Source organism: Ruegeria sp. BF6, from assembly GCF_056538665.1.
On the sequence record NZ_JBQFTN010000012.1, the window covers coordinates 40289 to 66397 of the forward strand.

Sequence of the window (26109 nt, forward strand, 5' to 3'; positions counted from 1 at the left end):
TCAGTGCTTAGGTTACGACCGTGCTGTTCGGCCCAGACAGCGGCCCTGCGCTGCCAGATGCGTTAATAGGTTCGGCCCAATAGTAATAAGTGCCTGCCGTCAGACCTTCGTCTGCGAAGGTTGCACTTGTGTTCTCCGGGCCAAACAGCGTCCCAATGACCTGCGCGGTGCCGAAGTCGTTGCTGGTGTTGCGGTATAGTCTTGCGCCGAAATAGGCCGGATCGTCCGGTGCCGAGATTGTGACCTCAGCGCCGCCGACATCACCGACCGCGTCCAGGCTCAACAATGCGGCTGGCACGGTCGGATCGACGGTCACGGTCGCAGAAGTCGTTATAGCCGGGGTCCAATCCGAGCTACCGACGCCCGACTTGGTGTTCCTCACCTGTAGTTGGTACGTTGAACCGGAAGCCAAGCCAGTAATGAGACCCGACGGGAAACCTGCAGTCCCTCTTACAGCAGTGAAATTTTGCGTTCCCGACAAACGATATCGGATTTCCGGCGTGTAGGCGTCATCCTGCCCGTCCCACACGACACGCAAAGATGAGGCACTTTCTGCACCCACCTTCACAGACGCAGGCTCTGGAACAGATCCATCATTTTGAACGTCGCTGAACTCTGGCCGCGCGGGTTCTTCGGTCGCAGCCGTGAAATCGAAGTCGGCCTTTTTGACCGAATTGGCCTGAAGCGAGAATGCTCCAACACCATCCCGCGCCAATTCGCCAATCTCAAAAACTTCATCAACACCCATTTCCTCATGGATCACCCGAAAGAAACGGTGCGCTGAACCATTCTCACCGCCGCCAAGCAATTCATACCCTTTGAGGCCCATTGTGCCCCTCAACTGAAAGTCCGCACGCTTCGTTCGCGCCAGACGTTTGTTGATGCGGGAAGCCTGATTGTGATTGGTGCACATGAACAGTTGCGGCTCATCCCGCTTGGGAATTGCAACATCGTTTTCCACCCAAACCCCGCTTGGCGTTTCCCGCCACTTGTTGTCTGGCTCAACGTATTGGGCAGCGACCTCGTCAGGTGAATCCGCCCCCCAGCGCCCTTCAGTCAACTCAAAGGAATAGAAATCGTCAGCCGTCAGGGTCAGTGTTGGCTCGATCCAGCGGCCCACCTTGAAACCGATTTTCCCGTCTGTGCGTTCGTAAACGAAAGCATCACACGCCACTGCAAGTTGGGCGCGCTGTTGTTCGAATTCCTGTTCAGAAGAAATCGAGCCATTCAACGTCCATCGCTTCTGGTTTTCACCTTGGGCATTGGAAAGCCATTCATCCGAAGCATCCGCTTCAACGGCCACCTCATCCCAATCCACCGAGCCGCCCAGATAGTCGGTAAACCAATCCGCAAGGATTAGCGCGGCGTTATCAGTGTATTTGCGCGTCTGATCGCGCGGATCGTAAATGTCTTTCTTTCCGCGAATGACTGCAGAAAAGGTCCACTGCTTGCCGTTCGGGTAAATTCTGGTGAAATCCTCATCAGGCGGGCGCTTGGCCCAAACGGCAGCACCGGCCAGCCCCTTGAAGTCATGGGCACTGGTGATCTCGGGGAAATTGTAACTAAGCCCCGGATCAGCCACTTGACCCGGTGCCCCGGTGAACGGGTTGATCCGACCGTAGCCCTTAATCGGGCCAACGGTTACGTTGCTATCGCCCTGATAGGTGGAAGAATTCAGCCAAACTTGCCGCTCATCCAGCCAAAGTTCATCAAAAGCCTCAATCTCATGGGCCGCTAGGATGGGCACATAAAAGCGGCGGGCAACCTTGAAACCCGTAAAGCCCAAAGGCCCGCCCTTCCTGAACCGCCCATAACACGTTTCCGCGTACGAAATCGGTTGGGCAAAATTCGCCATGCGCGCCGATGGGGATGATTGACCACCACCTGCTGCCCTGCTCTGCAGCTTCTGGGCCAGCTTTGACAATCCAACAGCCACAACAGTTTTGACGAGCACACCACCAATCAGAGTTGCCCCGAACGTCGCACCAGCCGCAAACCCCGCACTAATGCCGATGGCGGCGGCGGCTGAAGCCGAAACGCCAATAGCGCCAGCGATGAATCCCACTACTGGCGCAGCTTCTGCAGGTTTAGGGGTCAGGAACGTTGTGCCCATCAGGGCAGCGACCATTAGTTTATTCTTCATAGCCGACACCCCAAACAGCCATGACCTCGACCACTGCGCGCGGATGCACCGTTGTCGTGCCGGTCGGCCCCTTGCAGCCCCAGGCTGACCCGAGCCAGATTGCGCCACACGGCGAGATCCGCCCGTCCGGTTCCGCAATCCTGATGACCGCGATATCGCCCCGCCGAGGCTGGTTTGTTCGGTCAATTCCATGCGGGTTCAAAATGCGGTCAACAGTTCCGCATGGGTCACGCAGAAACCCGGTTTCCTTCTGGCAAGTACCTCGACTGTCATAGGTGCCCCGGATATCCGCAACCGGATCGACACCCCGCACACGGTGGACCCAATCGGCGCAGACCATCATGCAATCCGTCTCACCCCAGATGAACGGCAGGGCCTTCCATCTGTGAAGCTCTTGATAAAGCGGCGTCATCATCCGAACAGCTTTTCTTCTTCGTAGTTGGTTGTAGGCATGTGATCCAAGCTAGGGTTTGCCTCCCCGATCAACTGGGCGTGCCCCTCTGTATTCAGGATCACCCGACGGGCAGCACGGCGGTTCTCGGACCACGCCTCAAACGTCACACCGATCGATCTATCCTGTGCACCGTCCGCGTTAAAAACCAGCGTGCGCATTGTGCGCTGCAACCATTGGATGGGTGCATAAACAGGCGCGTAGAACTCAGACATGGAATTAAGGGGCTGCACGAGAAACCTGATGGTCCGCCCGTTCAAATATTCCAGACCCAACGCCCGCACCTGGCCTATCAGATCAGAGGCGTCCGGGTCCTGAAAAAACGCCATTCGGGCGCTGCCTTCAGGTGCGCTGCCATCTATTGCAGCGCCCAGACCACCAACCCCAAGCAACTGCGACCCGACCCATTGATTGCCGTTCACATCGGTGAACAGACCCTCTGTGCCAATGATGAAGCGCTCAGGGCCATCCGGCGTATTGATTTCACACAGATCCAACAACCCGACATTCGGATCATTCGGGTTGAAGCCGTCAGGAAAAAAGCTCATCGGGTAAGAACCTCCCGCAATGTGATGCTGGGTCGGCCAACTCGATCCGCGCCATAGATCGCCTGCCCGTTGCCCACCTCTACAAGCTCAAATCGACCCCTGCCCTGATGGTTGATCACGCCCCCGGCCTCGATCCCGGAACGCAGCGGCATTTGAATGCCGAGGTCATAAACATCACCAGCAACCTGAGAGACCCAAGTCACACGAAACGGCCGGTCGTTGTGACTCATGATTTGGCCAATCCTCGGCACGATACCCGCGCCGGACGTGTCAACGCGAATAGTCGTGGCCCCTGCACTGGCGGCGACATGGGCAACACAGAAGGGATCATATGCGTACCCATTGCCAGTGCTGAAAAGCGCATCCGTAGAATGCGGAATGCCGTTCTGGAATTGGTCAGATGCTTCAAATCCAGCCGGATCAAACATCTCAACAACATATATTCCCAAACGACCTTGCGCCTGCGCCCGGATTGCGTGCCACTGAGGGATTGCAGCAGCGTCCAGAAACACATTTACAGTACCAATCCAGCGGGGAAAGGTGTTGTGCACAATCTGCGTAGATCCCGAGTTTCGTTCCCCGGAATCCTGACCGCGCCAGTCAATGTCCCAATCGCATTTCAAGTGCTTCAGAAAACCGGCAGGAAAGGTGACAATTTCACGTTTCATCTTAGCCATCCCGCGCCAAGTGATCATTCAGCGTGCCGCCGAAATTGCTCTGAACTGCATTCATTCCAGCCGCCGTGACGCCCGCTGCAACCCGACCGCTGACACGCTCAATTAGAGGCACCACGTTCCCCTCTTCATCCACGCCTATTCTGACCTCAACCAATCCACCGCTGGACGGCATATCCTGCCCCGGCTTTGTGATCGTCACGTTCTCATTCGGAGTCGCCCGGAATGCGACGACTTGACTATCGATCCCACCGGCACCGCCAACGTTGAACGATCCACCATTTGCGAACCCGATCAGACCGCCGAAGAGGCTTGAAAAGAAATCGTCACCGCCCCCGAAAGCTCCCGACGCGATAGATGCCAGCCCTGATACAGCCTGATCACCGAAGTAGTTTGCCAGATTACTGAACACAGACGATGCCACGTCACCCAGCGTCTGCGTGCGATTGACAAGACCGGCAAGTGTCGATCCCAGATCACCAAAAGCAGTCTTCGCCGCATCGCCTGCAGTCTTGAAGCCCTTCGCAAGTTCTGCGGTAGATCCGACCATACCATCTACAGAGGCTGCGTTGACCAACCGTTCTGTTGCCGCTGCAACATCGGCTTCTCCTGCGGAAATGCCAAGAGCCAGACCGCCAGCGATGAACCCACCAATCGCCATGAACACACGCGAAGGCGAGTGAATTCCCAAAGGCTTCCTGATCCATTCTGGAAGCTGCATGGCCAATTCATGGATGTAAGCTTTTATGTCGGCCCACTTTTCCTCGATGCCGCGCTTCAGGCCGTTGATAATCTCATGGCCAATGTTCACCGCGGCTGCGACGATGCTTTCCAACAGATCGGACATCGCCTGCAGCAGCCCATTTCCGAAGTCGGTCACGACCGCGACACCGCGGCTAAGTGCTGTTGACAGGTCACCCACCAGCGCTTCCAGAATGCCAACAGCCGTTGCTCCGAAGTTCTTCAGGATTTCAGACGCGCCATCCAGAGCCCCGCGAAAGTCACCGCTTAGCAGCGATTCCACGACGCCAAGCAGCAGGCGGATGTGCTGCCCGATCCCCTCAAAGGCCACACCAGCAATTTCAAGGATGACACCAAATGCCACCTTCAGCCCTTCGATTGCAGCCTCTATCGCCCCGGTGATGGCCGGGAACTCATCTTTAAGCTGCCCCCAATTTTGGTAGATCGCCACGCCTGCGGCAGTGATGCCGGCCACCATTAATCCAAGCGGGGAAACGATAGCCAGAATAGCCCCAGCCATAGGGGCCAAGGCCGTCATCATCAAACCCAGCCCCGCGACAACCGGCCCGATTGCCGCCGCCAGTGCGCCGCCCACCACGATGAATTTCTGCGTTTGCGGTGACAGGTTTTGGAATTGCTCGGCCAAGCCCTTCACGTAATCCGCAAAATCCGCAAGGATCGGCAGAATGATGGCCCCAACGCGTTCGGTTGCATCGCCAATGGCATTCCAAGCCTGTGTGATCCGTCCACTATCAGTATTTGCCAGCGCTTCAGCCTGCCCGGAATACTGCTTTTCCAATTCATCCAGGATCATCGCCTGCGCCGCCGCGATATCCCCGGCCTCGGCCATAGCTTTGATCTGCTGTTTCTGCTGTTCCGTGAACGAAACCCCGACACGGCTCAGCGCCGTCAATCCCTTCACCGGATCGTTCAGCGCCTTACCCAGCATGACCGCCGAAGACTGCAGGTCCTGCCCCAACCGCGCCGACAGATCCACCGCGTTTTGCTGCGCGCGTGCGAACACATCGCCCTGCACGTTCCCGAAGGTCAGCAGGTTGGCCGTTACACGGGACAAGACCTCTTCATCGCCATACAGCGACTTGTCCTGAATCTGTGACGCCATGTCCTGCAATTGCGACAGGGTGTAACCTGCCCCATCACCCATGCTTTCCAATGCTGCGGTAACAGAAGCGATTGCCCGCTCCTGTTCTTTTTGCGCCGCGACCGATTTATAGGCCAACCCGACCAAAGGCGCGGTCAGAGACGCAGACATGAGCTTACCCGTGCGCTGCATCTGTTTGCCGGTGCGCTGCATCGACTTGCGGAACGCTTCTGTGCGCTTCTGGGCTGCAGTTGCACCCTTTTCGAATGCCGCGCTGTCCATACCCAAAACAACGCGCAGCGCGCCGATTACTGCGTTCCCGATACCCATGTCCTAGACAACCTCTCCGCCAAACGCCGCGTTCAGAACCTGAGCCACAGCCTTTTGTTCTTCCCAAGTCTGCCGACGCACTTTGCGCCTGCGTTTGGTTGAACTGATCTTGTTGAACTCGGGAAATTTCTTGGGCTTGTGGTAAGCAGTCATCATGAGTTTGGCTGTCAACCAGGCATTGGTTTCCGAGAACAACAGCTCCCGTTCAATGCGCTTTGCCGCGCCCCGCATGATGACAGAGATTTCCCGAAGGGTTAGATACCAGAATTGGGCCGGGTCCTGCCCGGCCTCAACCCAGCTTTCCAGCAGGGACGTCCAGTCTAGGACGCCCCCGCCGCGTTTCCCTCAGCCGCAGCCCCGTCACCATCATCAGCCTGCGGAAAGGCTGCGCCAACAGCCTCACCGACCATTTCCATGGCCTTATCCAACCCACCCATATCATGGATCAGCGAACCGGCCTTTTGAACGGTAGTGTTCGGGTGATGCTCCTGCAAACCCGCCCAGAACAGCAGCCGGACATCACTGAGGGGCAGATCGCCATCCTTGGCCTTCTGATCCAGCCCGTTGATGAACTTCATCGCACTGGACCCACAAGCCGACTCCAACTCGCACAGCGCGTTCGTGGTGAAATGCAGGGTGTAGTTATCGCCCGCCACCGTGAAGTCTATTTTGCCTTTGACTTTGTTGCCCATGATCACGACGCCGCAAATGTGGGTTTGCCGGTGATCTTGAACGTGGCCGACGTGGTGATCTTGTCATCCAGCGGGTCAGAGGTTTCCAGACCGGTGATAAGGGCATTGAACGTCCAGTTCGAATTATCGGGGAACTGGATCGTGTACGCCTGCGGGTCAGCCTCATCGAAATCCGCAACCATAGCCTGATAGGCCGCGCTTGACGGTTTCGACTGGATTTCAACAGTGACTTCGCCGCCATCCTTCAGCGCGCCGATGAACTCGCGCCAGCCGTCCGGTGACTTCATATGCGTGGCATCAACAACGTCACGGCTCAACGATGGCGCGCCAATGCTCGTCACCTCACCGACAGTTGCAGCCCCGCGCAGAAAATCGGACCCAAAGCCGATTTGTGCGTCTGACATTCTCAGGTCTCCTTGTTCCAGCTAATTTCAAGATCAACACTGATGCGGAATAGCTGGCGTTCCTCACCTGTTGTTTTGTCGGTCAGGTCTCTTTCCCCACCGATGAAGATTCCTTGGAAGTTCACGCCGTCCTGCGCACCCCTGTAGCCCGACAGAAAATCTGTCAGCACCCGCTGCACGCCCTCAGCATCCGCATAGGTTTCCGCCCATATGTCAGCCTGCACGCGCGTGGATCGAAGCGCAGACTGGCCTTTCATGTGGTAGGATCGCGGGTCAGAAATGACCTGCAGGTTCACATAGGGAAAACCTGCAACGCTGCGCGGCTTGCGCATCCAATGAACGCGGTCAGACAAGACCGCCTGCAGGGGCGCATGCCCCAACAGCAGCGCCATCAAAGCCTCTTCCATCACCGGGCCTTTCTGGCCAGCCGCTTCTTGTAGCGAGCCACTGTTTTTTCAATTTCCGCCCACGCGTATTCCTTGATTGACTCAAGGACCTTGAGCATTAGCGCGTCCCATGCAGGGCGCAGGTGTGGCTGGGCGTCTTGGTGTTCGTTGCCGAATTCGGTCTGCACCGCCGCTGGATCATCCGCGCCCGCATAAACCTCGACTTCGCTTTCCTTCTTGGAAAGCTTGCGCTGGCGCTTGTTCAGTTTGGTGCCGACGCCATAGCTGGCCTTCAATCCGCCCTCACGTTCCGGGGCATTGTCGCGGCCCGCCTCAGCGACTGGCAGCAACGCTTTCTTCAAGAACCGCCGCACGGCCCCCTTGGCGGTTGCCTTGGGCAAGTCCATCAGCGCGCGCTCTAACTCTTTGAAGCCCTCAACCTTAAACTTGGTGTTCACGGTTCAGCACCCCGGTGATTTCGATCTGCGCATGCAATTCGCCGGGAACCTCTTTCACCCCGTCGATGTCCCAGACCTCGCCAGAAACCAGCTTGCCCTGCGCATCCCAGGCACCCGACAGCACCATGCGAAACGCAGGTGTCAGGGCGCGCGTCATGGCCGTACTGCGCACGGTAAAGCGCGCGGACAAAGCAGCCATTTCCTGCCCGGCACTCAGCTTTTCCAGATCCTTGATATCCACGCGCTTGGCGTAGGTCTCACCGACACGCACCCAGCCCGAAACAGGTTCATTGAACCCATTACGCAAATCATCGGTTTCGCGCTCAAAGCCGATGCGTCGATTGTATTCCTGACTGCCAAGACCCATGGTCACGCCCCGAACCGGCGATACCGCCCAACCAGACGTTCAACACCCAACTGGATTTCCTGTGGCACGCTACCCGACGCAGTGGCCTCGCGGTTGTTGAAGAAATGCCCAACCAGCAAACGCGCCGCCGCCTTGATGTCATCCGGGACAGTCGCCACATCTGCGAAACCCGCCGTAAACCGCAGATCCACGGAATCCGGCCGATCTGCAACCGCTGGCCATGCCTTACCGGGCAACAACGCCACAACCGCATCCCGGCCCGACCGGGTCAAAAGGTAGTCCGTAGCCGAAACAGTCCCATTAGCCCCATCCTGAGCGATGAAACGGATTTCATCGACGGCAGTCACCCGACCGAATGGCAGACGCAGCACATCAGGCGCAAACGCCTTTGCCTTGGATGACCATTGCTGGCTGATCAGGGGAAAACCCAATCCGCCAAAGCCATCTTCATCCACATCCAGATACGTGGTCGAGGCAGCAATGGCGCGATCAACTTCAGAGTCAAAGTCATCTTCCAGCAAGCGCAAATGCGCCTTCGCGTCATCCCGATCAATCAAGTTGACGTTGCCGCCAGAAATCCGTTCCAACCACATGGCGCGAACCTCAGTTCAGTTTCAGTTCAGGTTCTTTCGAACCCTCTTCGCCATTCTCCGAAGGCTCCGGCGCTTCGGGGAACATTTCAATCAGGGTGATGACCTCGGCCAGCAATGCCTGAGCCTCATCATCCAGCACATTGCCGCTATCCGGGTCCGGTTCGATCAGTTCACGAACCTTCACAGCCTGCGCCTGCGCTGCCGCAAGCTGCAGGTTTACTTCCTGCAGTTGGCCTTCAAGTTCCCCGCACCGGGCCAGCGCTTCGCGCGCCGCAGCCTCGCGGTCTTTCAGGGCGTCGCCGATGCTCGGATCTTCATCCGACAGGACGCAATAGCCCTCTTTTTTCCACGCTTCGAAAATTTCAGGCGCAAGCCAGGTATTGTCTTTAGGCTTCAGGCTATACCGGCCACCCTCAACGCCGGTGATCATCTTCACAAATTTGCCCTCAACAACGAAGCCGTCTTTTGCCAACGCCTTGAATTCATCTTCCGGCAAATCGATCCGCTGCCCCTCCGCCAGCGTTTTGACAGATTCGTCGCCTTCACCCTCAAAAGCATCGCGCAGCGCAAATGCCACGATGATCTTGCCCGCATCCGCAACGGATGCTGCTTTCTTTTTCGCCGCCATTGTCAGCGCCCTTTCTCTTAGATGAAAACTGCCGCCCGATCAGGCGGGCGGCAGGATGTCATGTTAGCCCCGATCAGGAAGCCGCTTGGCGCAGACGCTTGTAGGCTTTGCCGTTTGCAGCGATGCGCTTGCCATCGGTGCGCAGCATAGCCATGAAGCCAACCTGACCGCGTTTCGCATAGGCCGAGTCAGTGAACCGGAACAGCGTCACATCCATCACGTCGCGGACCATGTATTTGGACAGGTCACCAAACAGCATGGAATCCACGCCCGCCGCAGGTTCTTCCATGTCTTGGTTGATGGTGTAGCCGTATCCATTGATTTCCGCAGGCGCGGACCCGCTGACGCCGGGAACCCAGATCGGACGGCCATCCAGATCCTTGATCTTCTTCGCGGACTTCAGAACGGTATCGTGGAACATCCATTCTGCATTCTGGCGGTAGATAGGATCGACCGAGTGTTCCAGTTCGGTGAAATCATCCCACGCAAAGCTATCAACAAGGCCCGCCGCAGTGGTGTGACCCAGATCAGCACCCTGCACAATCCCGGTCGGCTTACCCGTGCCGTCACCCACCGTATACGCCTTGTTCGTCGTGCGATACAGGCGCGTGGCCAGCATGCGACCAATACGCTGCTCAAGGTTGCTGATGCCAGCATCCTGCAGCAGCGCCAAAGGCACAGCGACCACACGAGACGAAGCCAGGTGCGCGCCAATCATGGTGGTGCCAAAGGTGATATCGCCGTCATTCGACGGCGCGTTTTCGGCAAGCCATTCACCTTCTTCCGCCGTCTCATCGACCGTCGGCCACTGCATGGCCTCACCGCCCGTGGTCGACTCGATGGTCGCAACAGAACGGACACCACCAAAGGACGCCATGGCTTCCAGAAGGACACCGCTAAACGTAGTCGGGACCAGATAGCCGCCTTCGCTGTCAACGCCAGTGGATTGCGCATTCTGAACCTGCCGGGCGTACTCAGCCATGACATTTTCCGGCAGACGGTTTACCGCTGATTCGCCACCACGCACGTAGGCATCAAAAACCAGTGCGCGAACTTCGTCACCCGGACGCTGCTGCACCTGATTACCATTGCTCGGGGCCGGGGTGTCCGGGTCATCGGCTTCGGACTGCAGGCGCGCTTCAAGGTCAAGCTGCTGCTGCTCAGCCTTAATCTTTGCATCGATCCGGTCGATTTCCGCATAGATTTCGTCATTCACTTTCGGATCGAAATCGCCGGTGTTTTCATCCAGGTTATTCCGCGCTTTTTTCGCCAGCGCGTCACGCTGCTTGCGCAGCTCGGCAATGGTCTTGGGCATATTCCCATTCTCCATAAAAAAACCCGGCATAGGCCGGGCGGGTTTCGGTTGATTGCGGACGCGCCGCAGGTCAGGGCGCAGTGCGCTCGAAGTATTCGAGCTTGCGCATCTGCTCGGCACGAAGCGCCGCTGCAGCTTTTTCGCCATCATCCGGCGCGGGGGCCGGTGGCGTTTTCTTCGGGGCATTTTTGTAAATGCTCAGATCAAAGCGATTGTTGGCACCATCTTTCTTGTCATAGACGCTGTCTACCAAGCCCATTTCCAAGGCTTCATCCGCTTCAAACCATGTTTCTTCATTCATCAGTTCGATGAAATCCGTATCGGGCTTGCCGGTTTTGTCTGCATAGTCACGGCGAATGCCACCGTCGATCTTCGCCAGCAGATCCGCACCCTTCTGATGTTCGCGGGTATCGCCCATGGTCCATCCCCAGGCATTGTGAATCATGATCTGCGCGCCCTGCGCGATTTCAATCTCATCACCAGCCATCATCAGATAGGATGCCGCCGACGCGGCCACGCCGTCGATGTGGACCACGACGCGGGCAGAATGCTGTTCCAGCGCCGTTTTCATCGCGCGGGCCATGAACACATCGCCACCGGGGCAATCAAGGCGCAGGTGAATTGTGTCCGCCTCGATCCCGTTCAGCTCAGCGCGAAACTCAGCCGACGTGACACCCCAATAGCCGATGGCGTCATACAGCATAACTTCAACTTCGCTGCCCACCTCATCCATGGCGCGGACCTGAACGCCCACACGTTTTTTGTCATTGGCCTGCAGCGCGCGGGCCAGAATTTCTTTGAACTTCATGTCTCATCCCTTTGCGATGGCTGAAATTGTGGCGCGGGCGGTTGCGCACCGCCGCCATCACCGGAGTCGCCCGCATCGGACCCCGACTTGATGACCGGACGAAACAGCTTTTCCGCCTCCGGGTCATCCAGCTTTGGCAAACCTTCAAGTTCGCGGACCTCATTCACCGACATCCACCCCGGATGTTGAGTACCGCCAACGGCGATTTTGTGCGCGTCATAGCGCGCGGCCAGGTCGGCGCGCAGCAGCGTATCCAGATTGAACTTGATCGCTATGCCCGCTAGCCGCTCATCCCGCGTCAACAGCTTGCGCGTCAGTTCGGTTTCAAACCGCTTCACGTGGCGGCGCAAACCCAGAATGTAAAACTGCGTTGTCTGGGCGTTGATACCAGTGCCCCAACTGGTGGACTTGTCGGTTTCACCGATCAGATGCGGTGGAATGCCAAAAGCCCGCGCCAGATCCAGAACCTGAAACGACCGGGACTCAAACAACTGCGCCGTTTCCGGGTCTGTCATCAGCGAAACGAACTTACCGCCCTCTGACAGCACAGCAGGCAGGTGCGCGTTCTGCACACCGGCAATCTTTCGCTGCCAGTAATTGCGAACCTCATCCGCAATCTTAGGATCAACTTTGCCGTCGTAAGTGATGTACCCGCTGGGCGCTCCGCCCTGCTCATAGAACTTCTGCGCGTACGCATCAGCATCCAGACCGATGCCGATAGAGCGCGCCAGAACCTTCAGAGGTGAAAGCGCCTCATGGCCGCGCATTGTCGGAGATCCGCGAAAATGCAGGATGTCACCCTGATCTTTGCCGAACGTGTCGCCGTTTTCTGTGATGCTATAAGCCAAACGCCCCTTGCGCTCGAAAGGCTTAACCGTCGCATCCAGCAGCGGCCTGATGCTCACGGGATCGCCGCGACCGTTTCTGCGAATTTCGGCGTACCCATTGCCATCCAGAAAGGACAATCCGCCGACGCCTTCAAAGAACACTTCAGGCGAATACATGGCGTGCGGCTCATGGTTCACCAGCCAGTGAACGTCATGATCGCCTTGCTCAACCTTACCGCCCTTTTCGCTGCGCCCAATGACCCGAACTGGCAGCGTGCCGATGGTGCCAGACAACAGCGATATACAGGCAAACACTGCAGAAAGCTTCATAGCGGAATCGCGCGAAACCGCGTTTCCCTGAAGGAACCCAAAGTACTCCTGCCATACTTCAGCGCTGGCAGATGACTGCAGGTTCACAGGCATTTGCGACGGTTCCGCAGGTGCAGCAACAACCGGCTCAACCCGTGGCGCGTCAGCCACCGCTGCCGATGATCGTTTAAGCCAGTCAAACATCCACAAATCCTTGCGTCACTTCGTCGGTGTCTTCATCCTCGACAGCCTGACACAGCGGCCACAAGCCATTGATCAGAGCATCAATCCCGTCGATTTTGTCTTCAGGCGCAAGCTTGGCTGGGAATATGTAATCCCCGCCCGCCACTTGTTTCAAAAGCGTGTTAGCCGCCATCCACATCATGACTTCGTTGCCATCGTGCAGAATGCGATGGTCATCCACTGCACCAATAAGCTTGTTGAACGGCTCATTGGTGTTGGCCGCCCGCTTGCGTAACTCGACAGCCAGAATTCCGGCAGCATCCCATGTCGCCGCCATTTGCTGGGCGAACTGGGCATCGTAAACGACCATTTCGACATCCAGAACGGGCAAATCACCCCAGCCCCATTCGTTGTCTGGGTCATGATCTTTCCCGTGGCCAGCGAGTTGCATAACCAGGGCTTCCACCAAGCGCAGATCCAGTTCCGCACCCTGCGTCGTAGTTATCAGCCCTTCTTGCGCCCACCCCCAAAGATGCTCGTTACCGTCTGCTTTCACCACCTTTTCAGGAAGGCAATGCCAACTGAAATGTGTGATAGGCCCCTTGGCTGGGTCATTCTCATCAGGGAACACCACAACCACACTCGACGGATCGTGACGGGTTGCAAGGTCAACACCGATATAGCAGCGCCGACCTACAAAGTCCTCGATCTTCAGCGACAGATCCTCGCCAGCCCTCCAGCCGTCCATGTCAATCGCAGCAGCGCCAACACTTGTCCAAATGTCCAGGTGCTTACGCAGAAACTCACCCATCGCAGCAGGACTGGCTGAGGCTTTCCGCCAATTATCTTCCATCGTCTGCAGCGACTTAGCCGCGTGCAGGCAGGGATTGGCTTTCGCCCATGTCTCCGGATCGCCCGGCTCATCCCCTTCGTCAGCTTCGAAGATCAGCCCGAAGTAGCTTTCATCTTCAAAGATGCCATCCAAAATCCGCTGCAAGTATTTGCGCTGCTCGTAACAAATACCTGCGGTGTTGCTACCTGCCGTGGTGATCGCAATCAGCAATGGCTGATCGCGGGAACCCATGCCGTTTTCCATTGAATCCCACACGTCGCGCTTATCGTGCTCGTGCAACTCATCAATGATTGCGCAGTGTGGGTTTTTGCCATCCTTCGATTTGGTCTGGCTGGCAACCGGCTGAAACACTGCAGCTTCATCCGGCGTTTTGATCTTGTGCTCCTGAACATCTAACTCAAGCTTCACGGCAAGCGGCATTCCATCCACCCTGCCGTTTTTCGCCATGATGCGCGTTGCATCAAAGACGATGCGCGCCTGATGCGTCGAAGCCGCAGCCGAATAGACCTCTGCCCCCGGCTCATCATCGACGGTCAGGAAATACAAACCCAAACCGGACAGAAGGGTCGATTTGCCGTTCTTGCGTGGCACTTCGATGTAAGCCGTGCGGAACCGGCGCAGGCCGGTTTCCATATGCAACCACCCGCCGATCTGCCCGATTAGAAACGCCTGCCACCCCATTAGGGTGATCGTCTCGCCCCGTGCAGCCCACTTGCCTTTGATGTGCGGCAGCGCTTCGATGAAAGCGCACATATGTTCAGCCGCTTCCATATCAAAGACATATGGAAAACCTTCAGTCCCGGCGCGCTTCAGATCCTTGCGGAATCGTTTGCAGGCTAGCTTTACCCGCTTACAACTCGGGATCTTGTTGGACAGGACATCCTCAACCCAATCCAGCGCCCGAAGTGTAATCGGCGTTTCAACTACCTCATCAAGCATGGATCACTTGCCGCGCTTCTTTTTGGCCAAAGGCTTGAATGGCGTAACCGTACTTGGGCCGCTTTTTTCTTCTGGCTGGGCTGTCAGCAGATCCATAAAGGAAGTCTGAATCTTCATCCCGTTTTTGCCGCGCGCGTATGGCGTAGCCAGCAGCTCACGTTCCAGCACAAGCAGCTTGTTTTCGTGGAAAGCCCGGCTTTGCTCTTTGCCCGAAAGATAGTGCTTGTCACTCGTGGCAACCGCCTTTTCATCCGGTGCTTTCAGATCCTCTGCCGCAATCTCTGCTGACAGCCGATCATAAGCCGCGCGGTGCGTGGCGTAGCGGACCACCTGACCAAAGACCGCCTCATCCAGCAGCCGCTCACGGCGCAGAAGTTCCAGCAAGCTTTCGCCGTGCTTTTTCTGGGCATCCTCAAAGTGATCGGGCCAGCCGCCCAAGAGCGTGACCAGCCGTTCCATGCTCGATGGTGTAGCGGTCACAAGACCCCCCCCCTTAAACTTTAGCGCGCAAAAATCTGATTACCCACGCCGGTCCCGCGCCTGTGGGTTGGGAACTTTTGATCCCCCCCTACCGGCCCGACGCTCGATCCTTTGTTTCTTGATGTCGTGGCAGGACTTGCAGAGCGACTGCAGTTCACCGAACCAGAACAGCGAATAATCATCCCGATGCGGAACCACGTGGTCAGCGATGGTTGCCAACTGCCGCGAATGCGGTGGGCACATGCAACACAGCGGTTCCTTGGCAAGCTGGGTTAGACGCCGTCCACCCTCGCCCATCCACGCCTTGCGCTTGTACCATTTGCGAGACGGGCGATCCGCCCGCTTTGCATCCGCTGGCCTGCCCCGGTCCCGCTTGTCCTGCACCGCGTGCGTTGGGCAGTAGACCGACCCAACATCAATCAGTCTGGAACAGCCCGGATGCGCGCAAGGCTTCTTAGGCACAGCGCAACCGAACTGACCAGACCACCGGGCTTTCCCCGATGCAGCGCATAGCCAACCTCATTGTGTGGAACCACATCGAATCAAAAGCGCCCAACTGCAGGGCAGCGGGCGCAATACTTGATGATGCATATTTAGTAGGGCGTTGACGTACTAACGGTCAACATCTTTTTTTCAACCAGAGGCGGACACCCTGCCCCGATCATCCACAAACAGATGATCAGGCATCAACTGATCGCCGAACAAACCAACTTGAATAGACTTGGACTTCGGCCCCATCATCCGGTTGAGCGCCAACCGCAATGCTTCGGTCAATGCCTTGATGTGCTTGCCCTGCGCCGACTGACCATCACGCACCCAACCATGCGCCCGCAACACATCGCTGATGGTCATGTCCTGCAAACAGACCGAGTCCACCAACCGACGATCCATGATCGACGCGCGCGACCCACGTTCAGACGGACGAATGCGCCGCACAACCATAGCCGACTTATCACCAATGCGCCGCCGCAGCACTTCGATCTGCTGCCGGTCCCACAACACTGCATCCATGAAGTCACCACCGCGCCCGCCGCTGGATTGAGACAGACTTTCAAGCGACGAACACTTAACGCCCGCGTTTGCGTGCTTCTCAACCAGATCCCGATAGAACCGACCCATGGCCACCTGCGCCGAATTGAAGGGCGATGGCTTCTTGTGCCGCGCCGCCTTCACCGCCATCAGATCAAAGCTGTCAGCGCAACGCATCGTCTTGCGGCCCTCGAAGCCGCCATGCTTGAATGCAAAGCCGCGCTCACCATCGGGATAGGACTCAAGCTGATGAAACGTCTGCACCGGGCCGCGCGCCGGGGCCTCGGGGATAGCCGGGCCAACATCTGCAGGAACAAACCCCATTGCCTTGACCTCAGCCACGCGCCGCGCCTCAGCCTCAAATGCATCCGCACGCCGTTCCATTCGGCCCCAAACTGCGTCTATCCCATCCTTCATGCCTCTGCCCCTTCTGCCTTTGCCTTGATGATATCCAGGCACACGCGCCGGACATCCATGTATTGTTGCACCCACCGCAGATCAGACGGGCTTGCACAGTCCGCATCCGCTTCACGTTGAATGCGTGCCCGCCGCCCCTTGTTCGCCTCAGCTTCTGACCTGATCTTTTCCATGGAATAGGTGTTGGGCGGCGCACCGAACGCTTTCAGATACCAGAACAGTTCGACCAGATAGCCACCCAACTTCGCGGCCTTGCCCGCCTCGGACTGCAGATAGGTGCGCACCAACCGGCTTTGGCTGGCCGGTGGTATCTGCAACAGCCGCGCCCAATTCATGATCGAAGCTTCAGCAGGCCATGTGTTTTTCTGCGGCCCACTTGCATAGACCTCGACAACCTCAGCCAAAGCCCACAGCTTTTCTTCCACCATATAGGACAAGCGCGCTTCTAAGCTGGACAGAAACCGCTCATGATCTTCCACCTTCTGACCGCGCTTGCGCACCAGCCCCTTACCGATCAAAGGATCGATCAGACACCGCCTGACCCGCGCCTTTCCGTCTCTCAGTTCCTGCCCTTCCATTGCCCCACCTTTTCTAAGCAAATCCTGACTTATCCACAGGCAAGCCCGTCGCTTGCGTCACACCAGCGCCAATTTTCGATATAATTTCATGTCATTGTCCTTATCGATGGCGACATTAAGTTAGTGTCCGACAACGTCTGTTAGTGTCTGCGCGACACTGTAAGACGTTAGCTTTCAGGCTTTTCCGGGAACTTCCCGTTTTTGATTTCAGCGATGCAGGCTTGAACCGCGATATGCAGATCCTCAGCCGTTCTGCGCTGACCACCACGCTGCGACACGCGGTCTTCTATGAACGCACTGATCCAGCGAACCTTACGCGGATCTGTTGCTGTCTTGGGTGCAACCTGCGCGATGTCTTCAGTCAGCCGCTGCAGTTTGCGCGCCTGTGACGCTGCCTCGACGCGCGCGGCATGGTTTGCCCGAGACGCAAACGCAGTTTTGACGATACGCGTGACAACAGGATGCATCAGGCGGATTTCATCGCCACACCGGCACTGCCGCCAGCCGTGCAACGGCCCATATTCCAGCTTGCACAGGCTCTCAAAGTGATCACGGTCAACAACCGGCTGGATCATCCGCGCCAATCGCTTCATGTCGTGCGGCAAGGTGCCGACCGGCGTTTCGCTATGCGCAAGATTGACAAGTTCAAACCACATGGACTTACACTCATGACTGCCGTTCCAACGCATGTCAGAACTCAGCCAACGGCGGAATTCCCACTGAACAAACCCGTGCGAGTCCAGGCGCGCATCAGGATCAATCGGATATTCCGGCAGATCATCAAAACTGACCGGGGAAACCACCTGCAAAGCCGTCATCAAAGACCCCGCTCCGCACGCGCCCGACGATCCGCCAGAAACGAGGACACTACCGCGTTCACGACACACCCCCAGACGCCGCACCGGCACCGTCCAACGCCGCATTGGCCAGACGGGCAACATTGGCGATAGCTTCTTCAGCCTCCGCCAAGGTCTCGGCAGAATAGGCCACCTCGACCGAGATGGCCGACAACGTACTACGCAAGCGCATCAGGGCACGATCCTGCGCGTCCACATCTTCCGGGGTAAAGACGCGCGCAACGATGTGATCGAACTGATCAGGGCGATAGCCGCCACCCATATCACTCAGCATCAAGCCGCCTTTGAAATGCCAAACACCCCACTCGCGATCCGGGAATTTGGCCCAATAGTGGGCACCTTCCACCAGATCGCAAACGGCGATTTCTGCGCCTGAAATCATCTGATCACCCCGCTTGCTCTTGCCTGCCGATCAGCCAGCCACGCCGACTGAATGTATGTGAAATGACGCCGCGCCGCGCGAACGGCGGCGCGCTCTGCCTCATTGGTTTGCTCGTATTTCCCCATGCGCCAGACCAGCGCCGACAGGGCCATGCGATGCCCCCACTTGCGCATTTCCGCCTTGCCAGCGGCTTGGCACTTCGGGCAGCAGTAAATCTGCCAATCACGGCTTGGCGAAAACACGCGCCCGCAACCCGGATTGAAGCAAACCCCCGTTTCCCAAGGCGTCCATTCAACCAACTCACCATGAGCAAACGTCAACAAATCCTCGGGCTGCGGATGCGGTGCCACCGCATTCGAGGAATGGGGAAGCATAAGGGTCATAGCTTCAACGCCTCCTGAAACGGCTTCAGGGCGTCGTTTTCAACATCACCCAGAAACCCCGGCCTATCGCCCTCAATACGCCTGATTGCGATGTCTGCGTATTCCGGGTTCAGCTCAATCAGGGTGGCATCAATCTGCATGCGGTCCGCAACCAGACCCGTAGTGCCTGCACCGCCGAACGGGTCCAGGACCTTTCCACCTTGCGGACACCCGGCCTTCAGACAGCGCTCAACCAATTCAGGTGGAAATGTTGCAAAGTGGGCCTCTTTGAATGGGCGCGTGGCAATTTCCCAAACCTGAATAGGGGCTGGTTCAAAGTTGCGCAGATTGCGACCGTTGGCCTGCTGTTCTTCACGGGACATAGACTCCCAGCGCTCATTAAACCCAGCATGACGCCGGGAGTGTCCACGTTGCTTGTCTGACTTCGGGGCACTGCTGCGATAACCGTTTTTGTGCTTGCCGTTGAAGTTCTGGGGGTTTTTAAATCCATTCTCATCTTGGCCCTTCAAGCCCGAGTGCTTAGCCGGGACACGCACCGCCGAAGGATCGTAATCATAACGCCCCTCTTTGGTGAACATGAATATCTTTTCGTGCGCCGTCGCCGGTCGGTCTGTGACGCTTTCCGGCATTGGGTTCGGCTTGGCCCAAATAATCTCTGAGCGCACCCACCACCCCCATTCCTGCATGGCAATGGCAAAACGGTTCGGAACCATCACAAGGTCTTTGGGTTTCAGATACCCGCCCGACATGATCCGCTTGCTGTTGCCGGTCTGACCGCTGGGGTTCTTCCCACCCCGCGCACGCGTCGAACTCGAAGGGGGTCCATCAGCGCAGATAGGACCAACCGTGGAAAAGGGTTTATCCCGAAACGTCCGGTCATCACCGCCAGCCGCCTTGGCATCAGCAGCGCTGCGTCCGTTTGGCGTGGTTGCGTAGCAATCACCATAGTTTACCCAGCATGTGCCGGTGGGCTTCAGAACACGGTGAACCTCGGCAAACACCTGCACCATGACGTCAAGATGTTCTGCAAGCGTAGGCTCTAACCCGATTTGCCCCTCAACACCGTAGTCACGCAACCCCCAATAAGGCGGCGATGTCACAACGCAGTCAAAATGATTGTCGGGAAGAGTGGCGAGCATGTCGAGTACGTCACCCTGCAGAAGATGAACACCCATCACGCCACCCCGCGCACGCAGGCCAGGTACGGCTGAACACCTTCCCAAACGCAGTGCGGGTCCAAACCGGCAAACTCGCAGACAATGGCAAAATCCTTGGTTCCGAACCAGTTCTGCGCCTGCTGGATTTCAAAGGCTCGATCCGCCGACCGGGGATGAAAGGCCAGTCTGTACATTTCCAGCAGCACGCCCACCCAAAGGTTGCGACACGCCCGCGCGCTGACAAATTGTTCCTCAATCTGGTTTTCATTCTGATCGTGAAAACTCATGCTGCCCCCTCGAAAGTCTCAGACACATTCATCAGGAAAACGCGCCGGTTCGAATTCAGCGCCGCGCGCACCTCGGCCCATACGCCATTGCTTTCCGCCCAACCCGGCAGATCCGGCACAATGACCACATGCGCCGTCCGCAACAGCGGCCTGCACCAATTAGTCCAGAAATCATCATCCAGCGGATCAAGCTCTTGGCGGATGATATCGGCGTGAACCATCTCGACCGCCTGCACGATTGGCGAAATAGCCGTAACACCCGCCCCCGCCAAAGCCCGCGCACACCGCGCAGCCCGCACCGAACATTCCACCGACGCCGACAAGTCCCAATCGCCTCGATCATCAACAGCAAGCTTGGAATAGGGCGTAGCCAGATAGCACAGCCGCCCGCGACACTCGGCAACGATTTCAGAAAACGACAATCCGTAATTGAACAACCCGGCCTTTGCCAGACCATCAAAGGCCGTATGCGACCAGCAAATACTGGCAGGCAATGTCAGGTCAGGCGATGCGATGTCAGACATGCGCCACACCCGGAAAAAAGGCGCACGACCGAAGCCGCGCGCCAAGTTCAGGGAGATAACCGTTCTTACGCGCCTGCGCGCCAACTGCGCCTGAACACCCGACAATACGGCCATGGAGTTGTTGGAAGGCTATACGCCCTAACCAAGTCACTCGCCCGCCTCCCCTTCAGCTTCATCGTCAAGAGCAAACGGGTCGGGCGGAGTGACGGCGATGCCACGTTGTTCCGCACCGTACTGAACCAACGCGCGGCCAATGGTCGAGCATGTGTCATAAGCAATGCGGGAACCCTTCGTGGTTTTCATCGCCTCGCTTATTAGCCGCTTCCAATGCGCCCCATCGTCAATGAAATTGCTCAGCCCGTAAGCCGTGCAATCCAGTTCGTCCATTGTGCGCCTCAGCCATTTGGCGAAGCGCACAGAGGGAAGGGGATCAAGTTTTTTAAACATAAGTATCTTGTAGGATACTCAGTTATCCTCATCAAGCAAAAAAATTTCCCGTCAGGCCAAAACGGCTGACTTTGGCCTTTCGCCCAGATCAGTTAGGGGCTGCTGAGAAACACCAATCGTCAAAACACACATGGCGTCACCTGCAACCCGAAAGGTCGCACCAGCCCGCTTGGCAACCAGCCCCAACCGCTTGAACCAGATAAGAAACCCCGGCGACATGATTGCAATAATGGATCGCCCTCCCCGGTCGCGCACGGCGTCATGCGCGGCGCGCGCCACCTCAGCCAACACTTCATTGCGTTCGCGCCCATCTAGTCCAGGGTCCACAAAGAACCGCGTGGCCTCAAACACATCCGCACTCGCTGGCGGTTCACTTTCGGCGATATCCGGGGGAAACGGCGGCAGAACTCCCACATGGGCATCCTTTACCATGTATGTGTATCCGCCGACCCGCGCATCTGTGCGCAGCAACCGGGTTCCACCAACAATGCGGCCATCGACCTTCACGCACACATAAACTGCGTGAATGTTGTCGTATTGGTCCATTTCGATTTGTTCAGTGTGCGGGATGTCCCACTGCATTTGATCGACAAACAGCCGCTTGCGCAGCGCAAACATCTGGGCAAAATCATCGCCCTGATTGTTCAAATTGTCGAATGATAAGACGACGGCCTGCATGACACTCCTATCCTTAAAGTTGAGTGTCTCTAGGCTATATGCCGCGCCAACCGTGTCAATTACGCATTAATCCTGACCATTTGTAGACAGCATAGGCCGACGATGCGGCGCTGAAATTCGACACCCCAAGCGCATCCACGATGCGGCGCTTATGCTGGTCAATGGCGCTGGCCGTTATGCCCAAATCAGACGTTGCCTGCTTTGTGGTCATGCCCCAATCGAACAGATCCAGAATCTCTTTTTGGCGATCCGTAAGGCCATCCACTTTTTCTATCAGGTAGTCCATATGATCCAACTTCACGATGTCTATAAAGGTCTCGATTTCGCTGGCCGCAGCCATGGAACCAAGAAGCAACTTGTTGCCGCCGATTGAGTTGACAATCACCTTGTCTGTTCCGATCCCAAAGGCCCCAGCTTCAGCAAAAAACTCGGGGTTTGCAGACTTGTCCACGAACTTTGCAGCGCACTTGTTCGCAACGCATATTTTGCCCGCCTGAAAGATTGGGTCATGTCTAAACAAACCAACTTCAAAGTAACGCACCAACCACTCATCCGGGTAGTCACTCAAAAGGACCTCCGGTGCCTCCGGCGTCCTACCTACAACAAACGCATATCCTGTTGATGCGCCTAAAAGCCTCTCAAACAACGGATTACCCCCTTTAGGATACACAAATATCCTAGCGCGCTGGGTTGCTTATTGCAAGATCGTGCTGCTATTCATTGCCAGCAAAAAGAATTTCACGTTAAAGTTGTCATCCCGAGGCACGGAATATGAGCACCAGCAAACTTGACCTAGACGAGCAAAAGAATAAGCTTATTCAATTGATTGCCCACGGCGACAGCGCCCTAGTCGAGTTCATTTCGACTCAACTTCAGGATTATCGATCCGGCGTCGGCGAATCTGTTCCAGCAGCCAGTAAACCTCATGAGGGCTAGCGCGATAGGCTTCAGCCAATAGCGCCTTCCGACCCTCATCAAACGGGTTTTCAAATTCAAGCTCGGCCTCAAACTCAAGGCCGAAGAACTTCATTATCTTTTCAACGCTGTCCGGGCTAAGTTTCTCACTACGCCCATCAAGAAACTTATTGAGGGTATGCTTTGACAATCCAATCGCCTCGGAACCCGAGGTTGGGTTCAGACCCGCTTTCTGCAAGCGCAAGCCAACGTTTTGGCGAACTCGATTCCAATCCACAACCAATTCCCTCGACCTTATGGACCTAAAGGATAGTAGGGAAATACCTCAACAAAAACAACGTGTAGTTTTCTGCACTCCCCATTTATAGCGAGTGGGGATATTTTTTTGCTTGTTTAGGATAATCAAATATCCTACAAGATATCTCCATTGATAGGAGGATAGAAATTGACACCTAGCCGAGCCATAAAAACAATGGGTTCTCAAATTCACGGTACTCAACAAAAAGTTGAGCAGGAAATCGCAGCCCTGAAGGATCAAGGCGAGACTTCCCGTAGTGCGGGAAGGTCCCTCAAAGACCGAATCCTAGATCGCGCCAACCTGATCGGACAGACCCGACCGGCCCCTCTGATCCTGATCGACGCGCTGCCGGGAAAGGGCGCGTAATGTCCACCCTGCCCCAATTTGCCCGCTTCTGGATGGTCTGCCGCAAGCCGACCGGCCCGAATTCCAAAACCGAACCCCGAGCGCGGTATTCGACCTTTGATGATGCCATGGCCGACGCGGCCAAGCTGGCCCGTGAAAACGACGCGCAGTTCCTTGTTCTCGAAACCGTTGCCGTCGCCCGTCCAGGCGATGCCCAGCAGGAGTCGCTGTTTTGAACCTTCCTATCAATTTCGACCGTATGACCCCCTCAACCGGCAGCCTGTATGCCGGTCTACTGGTCAGGGGCGCGCTGCTCGCCGCCTCTGGCCACTTTTCCCGAATTCGTCGGTGGGCCACGTCCGCCACGGGGCTGCGCAGCTTTGCCACTCATGGAAAGAAAGGCCCACCCGCGCAACCAAACCCCGTGGCCACGTTCAAGCTTTACGCACTGTTGCGCCGTCCTGACGGCCAAATGAAGACGGTAGAGGTCTCGATCCCAAACGACACGCCGACGCCGCGCATTGAGGCCACAGCGCATTGGGAAGTCTACGCCCACCCCGACGCATTGGCGTTCTCGGAAAACATGAATTTCACCATAGAACAGGTCTCGATCCGGCCCCGCCACAACCAAAACCTGCGCACCGAGGCTGACAAACTGGTCTACCACCAGAACAAGCGCCTGCAGCTTGAAACCCTCAAGCGCACAGAAGCCAACGCACGGTGGGCGGAATGATTGAACTGCCAATGATCATCGACAGCTTTGCAGGCGGTGGTGGCGCCAGCACGGGCATTGAAATGGCCTTGGGTCGCAGCCCGAATGTGGCGATCAACCACGACCCGCGCGCCCTGTCCATGCATGAGGCCAACCACCCCGAGACAATCCACTTGGACAGCAATATCTGGGATGTGGACCCGCTGACCGTCACACAGGGCCGCCACGTCGGCCTGCTCTGGGCCAGCCCAGATTGCAAGCATTTCAGCAAGGCCAAAGGCGGCGCACCCCGCGACCGCAATATCCGCGATCTGGCGTGGGTTGTGGTCAAATGGGCCGAAGATGCAAAGCCCGATGTAATCCTGTTGGAAAACGTCGAAGAATTCCGCACATGGGGACCGATCTGTGACGCTGGCAAACCCATCAGTGGGCTTGAAGGCACCACCTACGAAATGTGGGTGAAACGCCTGCGCAAAGCGGGCTACAAGGTCCAATGGCGCGAACTGCGCGCCTGCGACTATGGCGCACCCACAATCCGTAAACGGTTCTTCATGGTGGCCCGCCGCGATGGTCGCCCCATTGTCTGGCCCAAGCCGACCCATGGCGACCCCAACAGCCGCGCAGTACAGACCGGCAAGCTACTGCCGTGGCGCACCGCTGCGGAAATCATTGACTGGTCAATCCCCTGCCCGTCCATCTTTCTGACGCCGGAACAGGCTAAGGAATGGGGCAAGGCCAATGGCCAGCACCCGCCCAAGCGCCCGCTGGCAGAGAACACCCTGAAACGCATTGCGCGCGGCATACAGCGCTATGTCATCGATGCGAAAGAACCCTTCTTTGTCACCTATGGACAGCATGGCGGGGCCAGCAGATCCGCAGTTGATCCACTGCATACCGTGACGGCCAGTATCAAAGATCAGAACGCGCTTGTGGTGCCGACACTGATTCAAACCGGCTACGGCGAACGCAAGGGCCAGGCTCCACGCGTCCCCGGTCTGGACAAGCCCATTGGCACAATGGTTGCGGGCGGCGCAAAGCACGCCTTGGTGGCCGCGTTTCTGGCGCAACACAATGCAGGGCCGAACAACGCCAACCTGTCAGGCAGGCCCGCCACAGCGCCCCTGTCCACACTGACCACGACAGGGGCACAGCAGCAGATCGTAGCCGCGCACCTGATGAACATGCACGGCACCCAGCGCAGCGCCCGCGATCTGAACGACCCGCACCCGACCATCTGCGCAGGCGGTGGCCACGGGGCCTTGGTCGCAGCCTTCCTGCACAAATACTACGGGACAGGCGAAGGCCAGGTTGCGGATGAACCCCTGCACACCCTGACCACCAAAGACCGCTTTGGCTTGGTGACAGTGGAAATCAACGGGGCGACCTACGCCATTACCGACATCTGCATGCGGATGCTCACAGCCCGCGAACAATTCCGGGCGCAGGGGTTCCCTGACACATACGAAATCGACCGGGGCGCGGACGGGTCACGCATGACCAAGAAAGAGCAGACCCGCATGTGCGGCAACAGCGTGCCCCCGGACATCGCCGACGCGCTGGCCCGCGCCAACTGCGCCCATTTGATCGAACAGGCAGGTGCCGCATGAGCTTGGCCAACCCTTCAGCCCCGCAACAGGCGGGCATCCTCTGCAACGATCCGCAGTTTCAGCGCTTCGCGGCCACCCGCTGCGGCGCACCCTCCGAAACCTTCAACGCCAGCGCCGCCGCCGAATATCTGCGGCAAGCCTGCCAGATCGAAAGCCGCCGCGACCTGTCCAGCGACAGCGCCGCCCACGAAAGATTCCAGATCCTGCGCACCGAGTTCGACGCATGGACCGGGCGGATTGCCCGCCCCCGCAATTGAAAGGA

At 57.3% G+C, this 26109-nt stretch carries 35 protein-coding genes; 4 read left to right on the forward strand and 31 right to left on the reverse strand.

Features of this window, described 5'->3' with window-relative positions; genetic code table 11:
• Window positions 1-7: 7 nt before the first annotated feature.
• The 31 genes from ACR0IM_RS19160 to ACR0IM_RS19310 all read right to left on the reverse strand — a co-directional run bounded on the left by ACR0IM_RS19160 (window position 8) and on the right by ACR0IM_RS19310 (window position 23162).
• Window positions 8-2143: a phage tail protein gene (locus ACR0IM_RS19160; protein ID WP_480682877.1), complete on the reverse strand. Its 2136-nt coding sequence runs from the start codon at window positions 2141-2143 to the stop codon at window positions 8-10.
• Complete coding sequence (locus tag ACR0IM_RS19165; protein ID WP_480682878.1) at window positions 2133-2558, reverse strand: DUF6950 family protein; 426 nt, start codon at window positions 2556-2558, stop codon at window positions 2133-2135. The genes ACR0IM_RS19160 and ACR0IM_RS19165 overlap by 11 nt, the downstream gene beginning before the upstream one ends.
• Window positions 2555-3142 carry a hypothetical protein gene (locus ACR0IM_RS19170; protein WP_480682879.1) on the reverse strand — a complete coding sequence of 196 codons (588 nt, stop codon included), beginning with the start codon at window positions 3140-3142 and terminating at the stop codon, window positions 2555-2557. The genes ACR0IM_RS19165 and ACR0IM_RS19170 overlap by 4 nt, the downstream gene beginning before the upstream one ends.
• Entirely contained in the window at window positions 3139-3810 is a 672-nt protein-coding gene (locus ACR0IM_RS19175) for a hypothetical protein (protein WP_480682880.1), read from the reverse strand. Before ACR0IM_RS19175 ends, ACR0IM_RS19170 begins: the two co-directional genes overlap by 4 nt.
• 1 nt (window position 3811) lies before the next feature.
• Window positions 3812-5989, reverse strand: a complete 2178-nt coding sequence (locus ACR0IM_RS19180; RefSeq protein ID WP_480682881.1) for a phage tail length tape measure family protein — start codon at window positions 5987-5989, stop codon at window positions 3812-3814.
• Window positions 5990-5992: 3 nt separating this feature from the next.
• Entirely contained in the window at window positions 5993-6220 is a 228-nt protein-coding gene (locus tag ACR0IM_RS19185; RefSeq protein WP_480642134.1) for a hypothetical protein, read from the reverse strand.
• Window positions 6221-6309: 89 nt separating this feature from the next.
• Window positions 6310-6681: a GTA-gp10 family protein gene (locus ACR0IM_RS19190; RefSeq protein ID WP_480682882.1), complete on the reverse strand. Its 372-nt coding sequence runs from the start codon at window positions 6679-6681 to the stop codon at window positions 6310-6312.
• Between the two features lie 2 nt (window positions 6682-6683).
• Window positions 6684-7085 (reverse strand): phage tail tube protein, encoded by a 402-nt coding sequence (locus ACR0IM_RS19195; RefSeq protein ID WP_480682883.1) that lies wholly within the window; start codon window positions 7083-7085, stop codon window positions 6684-6686.
• Window positions 7086-7087: 2 nt separating this feature from the next.
• The gene (gp17, locus tag ACR0IM_RS19200; protein ID WP_480682884.1) at window positions 7088-7477 is read right to left on the reverse strand and encodes a tail completion protein gp17; all 390 of its coding nucleotides are present in this window, start codon (window positions 7475-7477) and stop codon (window positions 7088-7090) included.
• Window positions 7478-7491: 14 nt separating this feature from the next.
• Window positions 7492-7929, reverse strand: coding sequence for an HK97-gp10 family putative phage morphogenesis protein (locus ACR0IM_RS19205; protein ID WP_480682885.1), 438 nt, complete (start codon window positions 7927-7929; stop codon window positions 7492-7494).
• Entirely contained in the window at window positions 7913-8296 is a 384-nt protein-coding gene (locus ACR0IM_RS19210) for a phage head completion protein (RefSeq protein ID WP_480682886.1), read from the reverse strand. Before ACR0IM_RS19210 ends, ACR0IM_RS19205 begins: the two co-directional genes overlap by 17 nt.
• 2 nt (window positions 8297-8298) lie before the next feature.
• Window positions 8299-8889, reverse strand: a complete 591-nt coding sequence (locus tag ACR0IM_RS19215; protein WP_480682887.1) for a head-tail connector protein — start codon at window positions 8887-8889, stop codon at window positions 8299-8301.
• 10 nt (window positions 8890-8899) lie between these two features.
• On the reverse strand, window positions 8900-9517 hold the full coding sequence (locus ACR0IM_RS19220; RefSeq protein ID WP_480682888.1) for a hypothetical protein: 618 nt from the start codon (window positions 9515-9517) through the stop codon (window positions 8900-8902).
• A gap of 73 nt (window positions 9518-9590) precedes the next feature.
• Complete coding sequence (locus ACR0IM_RS19225; protein ID WP_480682889.1) at window positions 9591-10832, reverse strand: phage major capsid protein; 1242 nt, start codon at window positions 10830-10832, stop codon at window positions 9591-9593.
• 70 nt (window positions 10833-10902) lie between these two features.
• A complete protein-coding gene (locus tag ACR0IM_RS19230) occupies window positions 10903-11640 on the reverse strand; it encodes a head maturation protease, ClpP-related (protein ID WP_480682890.1) in 738 nt (245 codons plus the stop codon).
• Window positions 11637-12980, reverse strand: coding sequence for a phage portal protein (locus tag ACR0IM_RS19235; RefSeq protein WP_480682891.1), 1344 nt, complete (start codon window positions 12978-12980; stop codon window positions 11637-11639). Before ACR0IM_RS19235 ends, ACR0IM_RS19230 begins: the two co-directional genes overlap by 4 nt.
• Complete coding sequence (locus ACR0IM_RS19240; protein WP_480682892.1) at window positions 12973-14751, reverse strand: terminase large subunit; 1779 nt, start codon at window positions 14749-14751, stop codon at window positions 12973-12975. Before ACR0IM_RS19240 ends, ACR0IM_RS19235 begins: the two co-directional genes overlap by 8 nt.
• A gap of 3 nt (window positions 14752-14754) precedes the next feature.
• Window positions 14755-15231, reverse strand: a complete 477-nt coding sequence (locus ACR0IM_RS19245; protein ID WP_480682893.1) for a hypothetical protein — start codon at window positions 15229-15231, stop codon at window positions 14755-14757.
• Between the two features lie 39 nt (window positions 15232-15270).
• Window positions 15271-15693: a hypothetical protein gene (locus ACR0IM_RS19250; protein WP_480682894.1), complete on the reverse strand. Its 423-nt coding sequence runs from the start codon at window positions 15691-15693 to the stop codon at window positions 15271-15273.
• A 171-nt stretch (window positions 15694-15864) separates the two neighbouring features.
• The gene (locus ACR0IM_RS19255) at window positions 15865-16677 is read right to left on the reverse strand and encodes a hypothetical protein (RefSeq protein ID WP_480682895.1); all 813 of its coding nucleotides are present in this window, start codon (window positions 16675-16677) and stop codon (window positions 15865-15867) included.
• Complete coding sequence (locus ACR0IM_RS19260; RefSeq protein ID WP_480682896.1) at window positions 16674-17255, reverse strand: hypothetical protein; 582 nt, start codon at window positions 17253-17255, stop codon at window positions 16674-16676. Before ACR0IM_RS19260 ends, ACR0IM_RS19255 begins: the two co-directional genes overlap by 4 nt.
• A 167-nt stretch (window positions 17256-17422) precedes the next feature.
• Window positions 17423-18073, reverse strand: a complete 651-nt coding sequence (locus tag ACR0IM_RS19265) for a hypothetical protein (RefSeq protein ID WP_480682897.1) — start codon at window positions 18071-18073, stop codon at window positions 17423-17425.
• A 58-nt stretch (window positions 18074-18131) separates the two neighbouring features.
• A complete protein-coding gene (locus tag ACR0IM_RS19270) occupies window positions 18132-18494 on the reverse strand; it encodes a hypothetical protein (RefSeq protein ID WP_480682898.1) in 363 nt (120 codons plus the stop codon).
• A complete protein-coding gene (locus ACR0IM_RS19275; RefSeq protein ID WP_480682899.1) occupies window positions 18491-18877 on the reverse strand; it encodes a hypothetical protein in 387 nt (128 codons plus the stop codon). Before ACR0IM_RS19275 ends, ACR0IM_RS19270 begins: the two co-directional genes overlap by 4 nt.
• Entirely contained in the window at window positions 18874-20052 is a 1179-nt protein-coding gene (locus ACR0IM_RS19280; protein WP_480682900.1) for a DNA-methyltransferase, read from the reverse strand. The genes ACR0IM_RS19275 and ACR0IM_RS19280 overlap by 4 nt, the downstream gene beginning before the upstream one ends.
• Window positions 20052-20321 carry a hypothetical protein gene (locus ACR0IM_RS19285; protein WP_480682901.1) on the reverse strand — a complete coding sequence of 90 codons (270 nt, stop codon included), beginning with the start codon at window positions 20319-20321 and terminating at the stop codon, window positions 20052-20054. The genes ACR0IM_RS19280 and ACR0IM_RS19285 overlap by 1 nt, the downstream gene beginning before the upstream one ends.
• Window positions 20318-20845, reverse strand: a complete 528-nt coding sequence (locus ACR0IM_RS19290; RefSeq protein WP_480682902.1) for a DUF1937 family protein — start codon at window positions 20843-20845, stop codon at window positions 20318-20320. The genes ACR0IM_RS19285 and ACR0IM_RS19290 overlap by 4 nt, the downstream gene beginning before the upstream one ends.
• Window positions 20846-20992: 147 nt before the next feature.
• Window positions 20993-21232 carry a hypothetical protein gene (locus ACR0IM_RS19295; protein ID WP_480682903.1) on the reverse strand — a complete coding sequence of 80 codons (240 nt, stop codon included), beginning with the start codon at window positions 21230-21232 and terminating at the stop codon, window positions 20993-20995.
• A gap of 111 nt (window positions 21233-21343) precedes the next feature.
• Window positions 21344-21970 (reverse strand): acyl-homoserine-lactone synthase, encoded by a 627-nt coding sequence (locus tag ACR0IM_RS19300; protein ID WP_480682904.1) that lies wholly within the window; start codon window positions 21968-21970, stop codon window positions 21344-21346.
• A 55-nt stretch (window positions 21971-22025) separates the two neighbouring features.
• Complete coding sequence (locus ACR0IM_RS19305; RefSeq protein WP_480682905.1) at window positions 22026-22640, reverse strand: helix-turn-helix transcriptional regulator; 615 nt, start codon at window positions 22638-22640, stop codon at window positions 22026-22028.
• Window positions 22641-22826: 186 nt separating this feature from the next.
• Window positions 22827-23162 carry a helix-turn-helix domain-containing protein gene (locus ACR0IM_RS19310; RefSeq protein WP_480682938.1) on the reverse strand — a complete coding sequence of 112 codons (336 nt, stop codon included), beginning with the start codon at window positions 23160-23162 and terminating at the stop codon, window positions 22827-22829.
• A 386-nt stretch (window positions 23163-23548) separates the two neighbouring features.
• On the opposite strand from ACR0IM_RS19310, the gene ACR0IM_RS19315 reads away from it, so the two are divergent.
• Genes ACR0IM_RS19315 through ACR0IM_RS19330 form a run of 4 tightly spaced genes read left to right on the forward strand, consistent with a single transcriptional unit; the run spans window position 23549 to window position 26104 of the window.
• A complete protein-coding gene (locus ACR0IM_RS19315; protein WP_480682906.1) occupies window positions 23549-23764 on the forward strand; it encodes a hypothetical protein in 216 nt (71 codons plus the stop codon).
• Window positions 23761-24261, forward strand: coding sequence for a hypothetical protein (locus tag ACR0IM_RS19320; RefSeq protein ID WP_480682907.1), 501 nt, complete (start codon window positions 23761-23763; stop codon window positions 24259-24261). The genes ACR0IM_RS19315 and ACR0IM_RS19320 overlap by 4 nt, the downstream gene beginning before the upstream one ends.
• On the forward strand, window positions 24258-25847 hold the full coding sequence (locus ACR0IM_RS19325) for a DNA cytosine methyltransferase (protein ID WP_480682908.1): 1590 nt from the start codon (window positions 24258-24260) through the stop codon (window positions 25845-25847). The genes ACR0IM_RS19320 and ACR0IM_RS19325 overlap by 4 nt, the downstream gene beginning before the upstream one ends.
• A complete protein-coding gene (locus ACR0IM_RS19330; RefSeq protein WP_480682909.1) occupies window positions 25844-26104 on the forward strand; it encodes a hypothetical protein in 261 nt (86 codons plus the stop codon). Before ACR0IM_RS19325 ends, ACR0IM_RS19330 begins: the two co-directional genes overlap by 4 nt.
• Window positions 26105-26109 lie beyond the last annotated feature (5 nt).

Coding starts and splice junctions, on each gene's coding strand:
- ACR0IM_RS19295 (WP_480682903.1), bottom strand. CDS start 21,232: ATGGACGAACTGGATTGCACGGCTTACGGGCTGAGCAATTTCATTGAC.
- ACR0IM_RS19225 (WP_480682889.1), bottom strand. CDS start 10,832: ATGCCCAAGACCATTGCCGAGCTGCGCAAGCAGCGTGACGCGCTGGCG.
- ACR0IM_RS19285 (WP_480682901.1), bottom strand. CDS start 20,321: ATGAGTTTTCACGATCAGAATGAAAACCAGATTGAGGAACAATTTGTC.
- ACR0IM_RS19325 (WP_480682908.1), top strand. CDS start 24,258: ATGATTGAACTGCCAATGATCATCGACAGCTTTGCAGGCGGTGGTGGC.
- ACR0IM_RS19170 (WP_480682879.1), bottom strand. CDS start 3,142: ATGAGCTTTTTTCCTGACGGCTTCAACCCGAATGATCCGAATGTCGGG.
- ACR0IM_RS19265 (WP_480682897.1), bottom strand. CDS start 18,073: ATGACGGCTTTGCAGGTGGTTTCCCCGGTCAGTTTTGATGATCTGCCG.
- ACR0IM_RS19215 (WP_480682887.1), bottom strand. CDS start 8,889: ATGTGGTTGGAACGGATTTCTGGCGGCAACGTCAACTTGATTGATCGG.
- ACR0IM_RS19275 (WP_480682899.1), bottom strand. CDS start 18,877: ATGACCCTTATGCTTCCCCATTCCTCGAATGCGGTGGCACCGCATCCG.
- ACR0IM_RS19240 (WP_480682892.1), bottom strand. CDS start 14,751: ATGCTTGATGAGGTAGTTGAAACGCCGATTACACTTCGGGCGCTGGAT.
- ACR0IM_RS19230 (WP_480682890.1), bottom strand. CDS start 11,640: ATGAAGTTCAAAGAAATTCTGGCCCGCGCGCTGCAGGCCAATGACAAA.
- ACR0IM_RS19255 (WP_480682895.1), bottom strand. CDS start 16,677: ATGAAGGATGGGATAGACGCAGTTTGGGGCCGAATGGAACGGCGTGCG.
- ACR0IM_RS19190 (WP_480682882.1), bottom strand. CDS start 6,681: ATGGGCAACAAAGTCAAAGGCAAAATAGACTTCACGGTGGCGGGCGAT.
- ACR0IM_RS19165 (WP_480682878.1), bottom strand. CDS start 2,558: ATGATGACGCCGCTTTATCAAGAGCTTCACAGATGGAAGGCCCTGCCG.
- ACR0IM_RS19270 (WP_480682898.1), bottom strand. CDS start 18,494: ATGATTTCAGGCGCAGAAATCGCCGTTTGCGATCTGGTGGAAGGTGCC.
- ACR0IM_RS19195 (WP_480682883.1), bottom strand. CDS start 7,085: ATGTCAGACGCACAAATCGGCTTTGGGTCCGATTTTCTGCGCGGGGCT.
- ACR0IM_RS19210 (WP_480682886.1), bottom strand. CDS start 8,296: ATGGGTCTTGGCAGTCAGGAATACAATCGACGCATCGGCTTTGAGCGC.
- ACR0IM_RS19235 (WP_480682891.1), bottom strand. CDS start 12,980: ATGTTTGACTGGCTTAAACGATCATCGGCAGCGGTGGCTGACGCGCCA.
- ACR0IM_RS19175 (WP_480682880.1), bottom strand. CDS start 3,810: ATGAAACGTGAAATTGTCACCTTTCCTGCCGGTTTTCTGAAGCACTTG.
- ACR0IM_RS19330 (WP_480682909.1), top strand. CDS start 25,844: ATGAGCTTGGCCAACCCTTCAGCCCCGCAACAGGCGGGCATCCTCTGC.
- ACR0IM_RS19300 (WP_480682904.1), bottom strand. CDS start 21,970: ATGCAGGCCGTCGTCTTATCATTCGACAATTTGAACAATCAGGGCGAT.
- ACR0IM_RS19280 (WP_480682900.1), bottom strand. CDS start 20,052: ATGGGTGTTCATCTTCTGCAGGGTGACGTACTCGACATGCTCGCCACT.
- ACR0IM_RS19290 (WP_480682902.1), bottom strand. CDS start 20,845: ATGTCTGACATCGCATCGCCTGACCTGACATTGCCTGCCAGTATTTGC.
- ACR0IM_RS19220 (WP_480682888.1), bottom strand. CDS start 9,517: ATGGCGGCGAAAAAGAAAGCAGCATCCGTTGCGGATGCGGGCAAGATC.
- ACR0IM_RS19185 (WP_480642134.1), bottom strand. CDS start 6,220: ATGCGGGGCGCGGCAAAGCGCATTGAACGGGAGCTGTTGTTCTCGGAA.
- ACR0IM_RS19260 (WP_480682896.1), bottom strand. CDS start 17,255: ATGGAAGGGCAGGAACTGAGAGACGGAAAGGCGCGGGTCAGGCGGTGT.
- ACR0IM_RS19315 (WP_480682906.1), top strand. CDS start 23,549: ATGTCCACCCTGCCCCAATTTGCCCGCTTCTGGATGGTCTGCCGCAAG.
- ACR0IM_RS19160 (WP_480682877.1), bottom strand. CDS start 2,143: ATGAAGAATAAACTAATGGTCGCTGCCCTGATGGGCACAACGTTCCTG.
- gp17 (WP_480682884.1), bottom strand. CDS start 7,477: ATGGCGCTGCTGTTGGGGCATGCGCCCCTGCAGGCGGTCTTGTCTGAC.
- ACR0IM_RS19180 (WP_480682881.1), bottom strand. CDS start 5,989: ATGGGTATCGGGAACGCAGTAATCGGCGCGCTGCGCGTTGTTTTGGGT.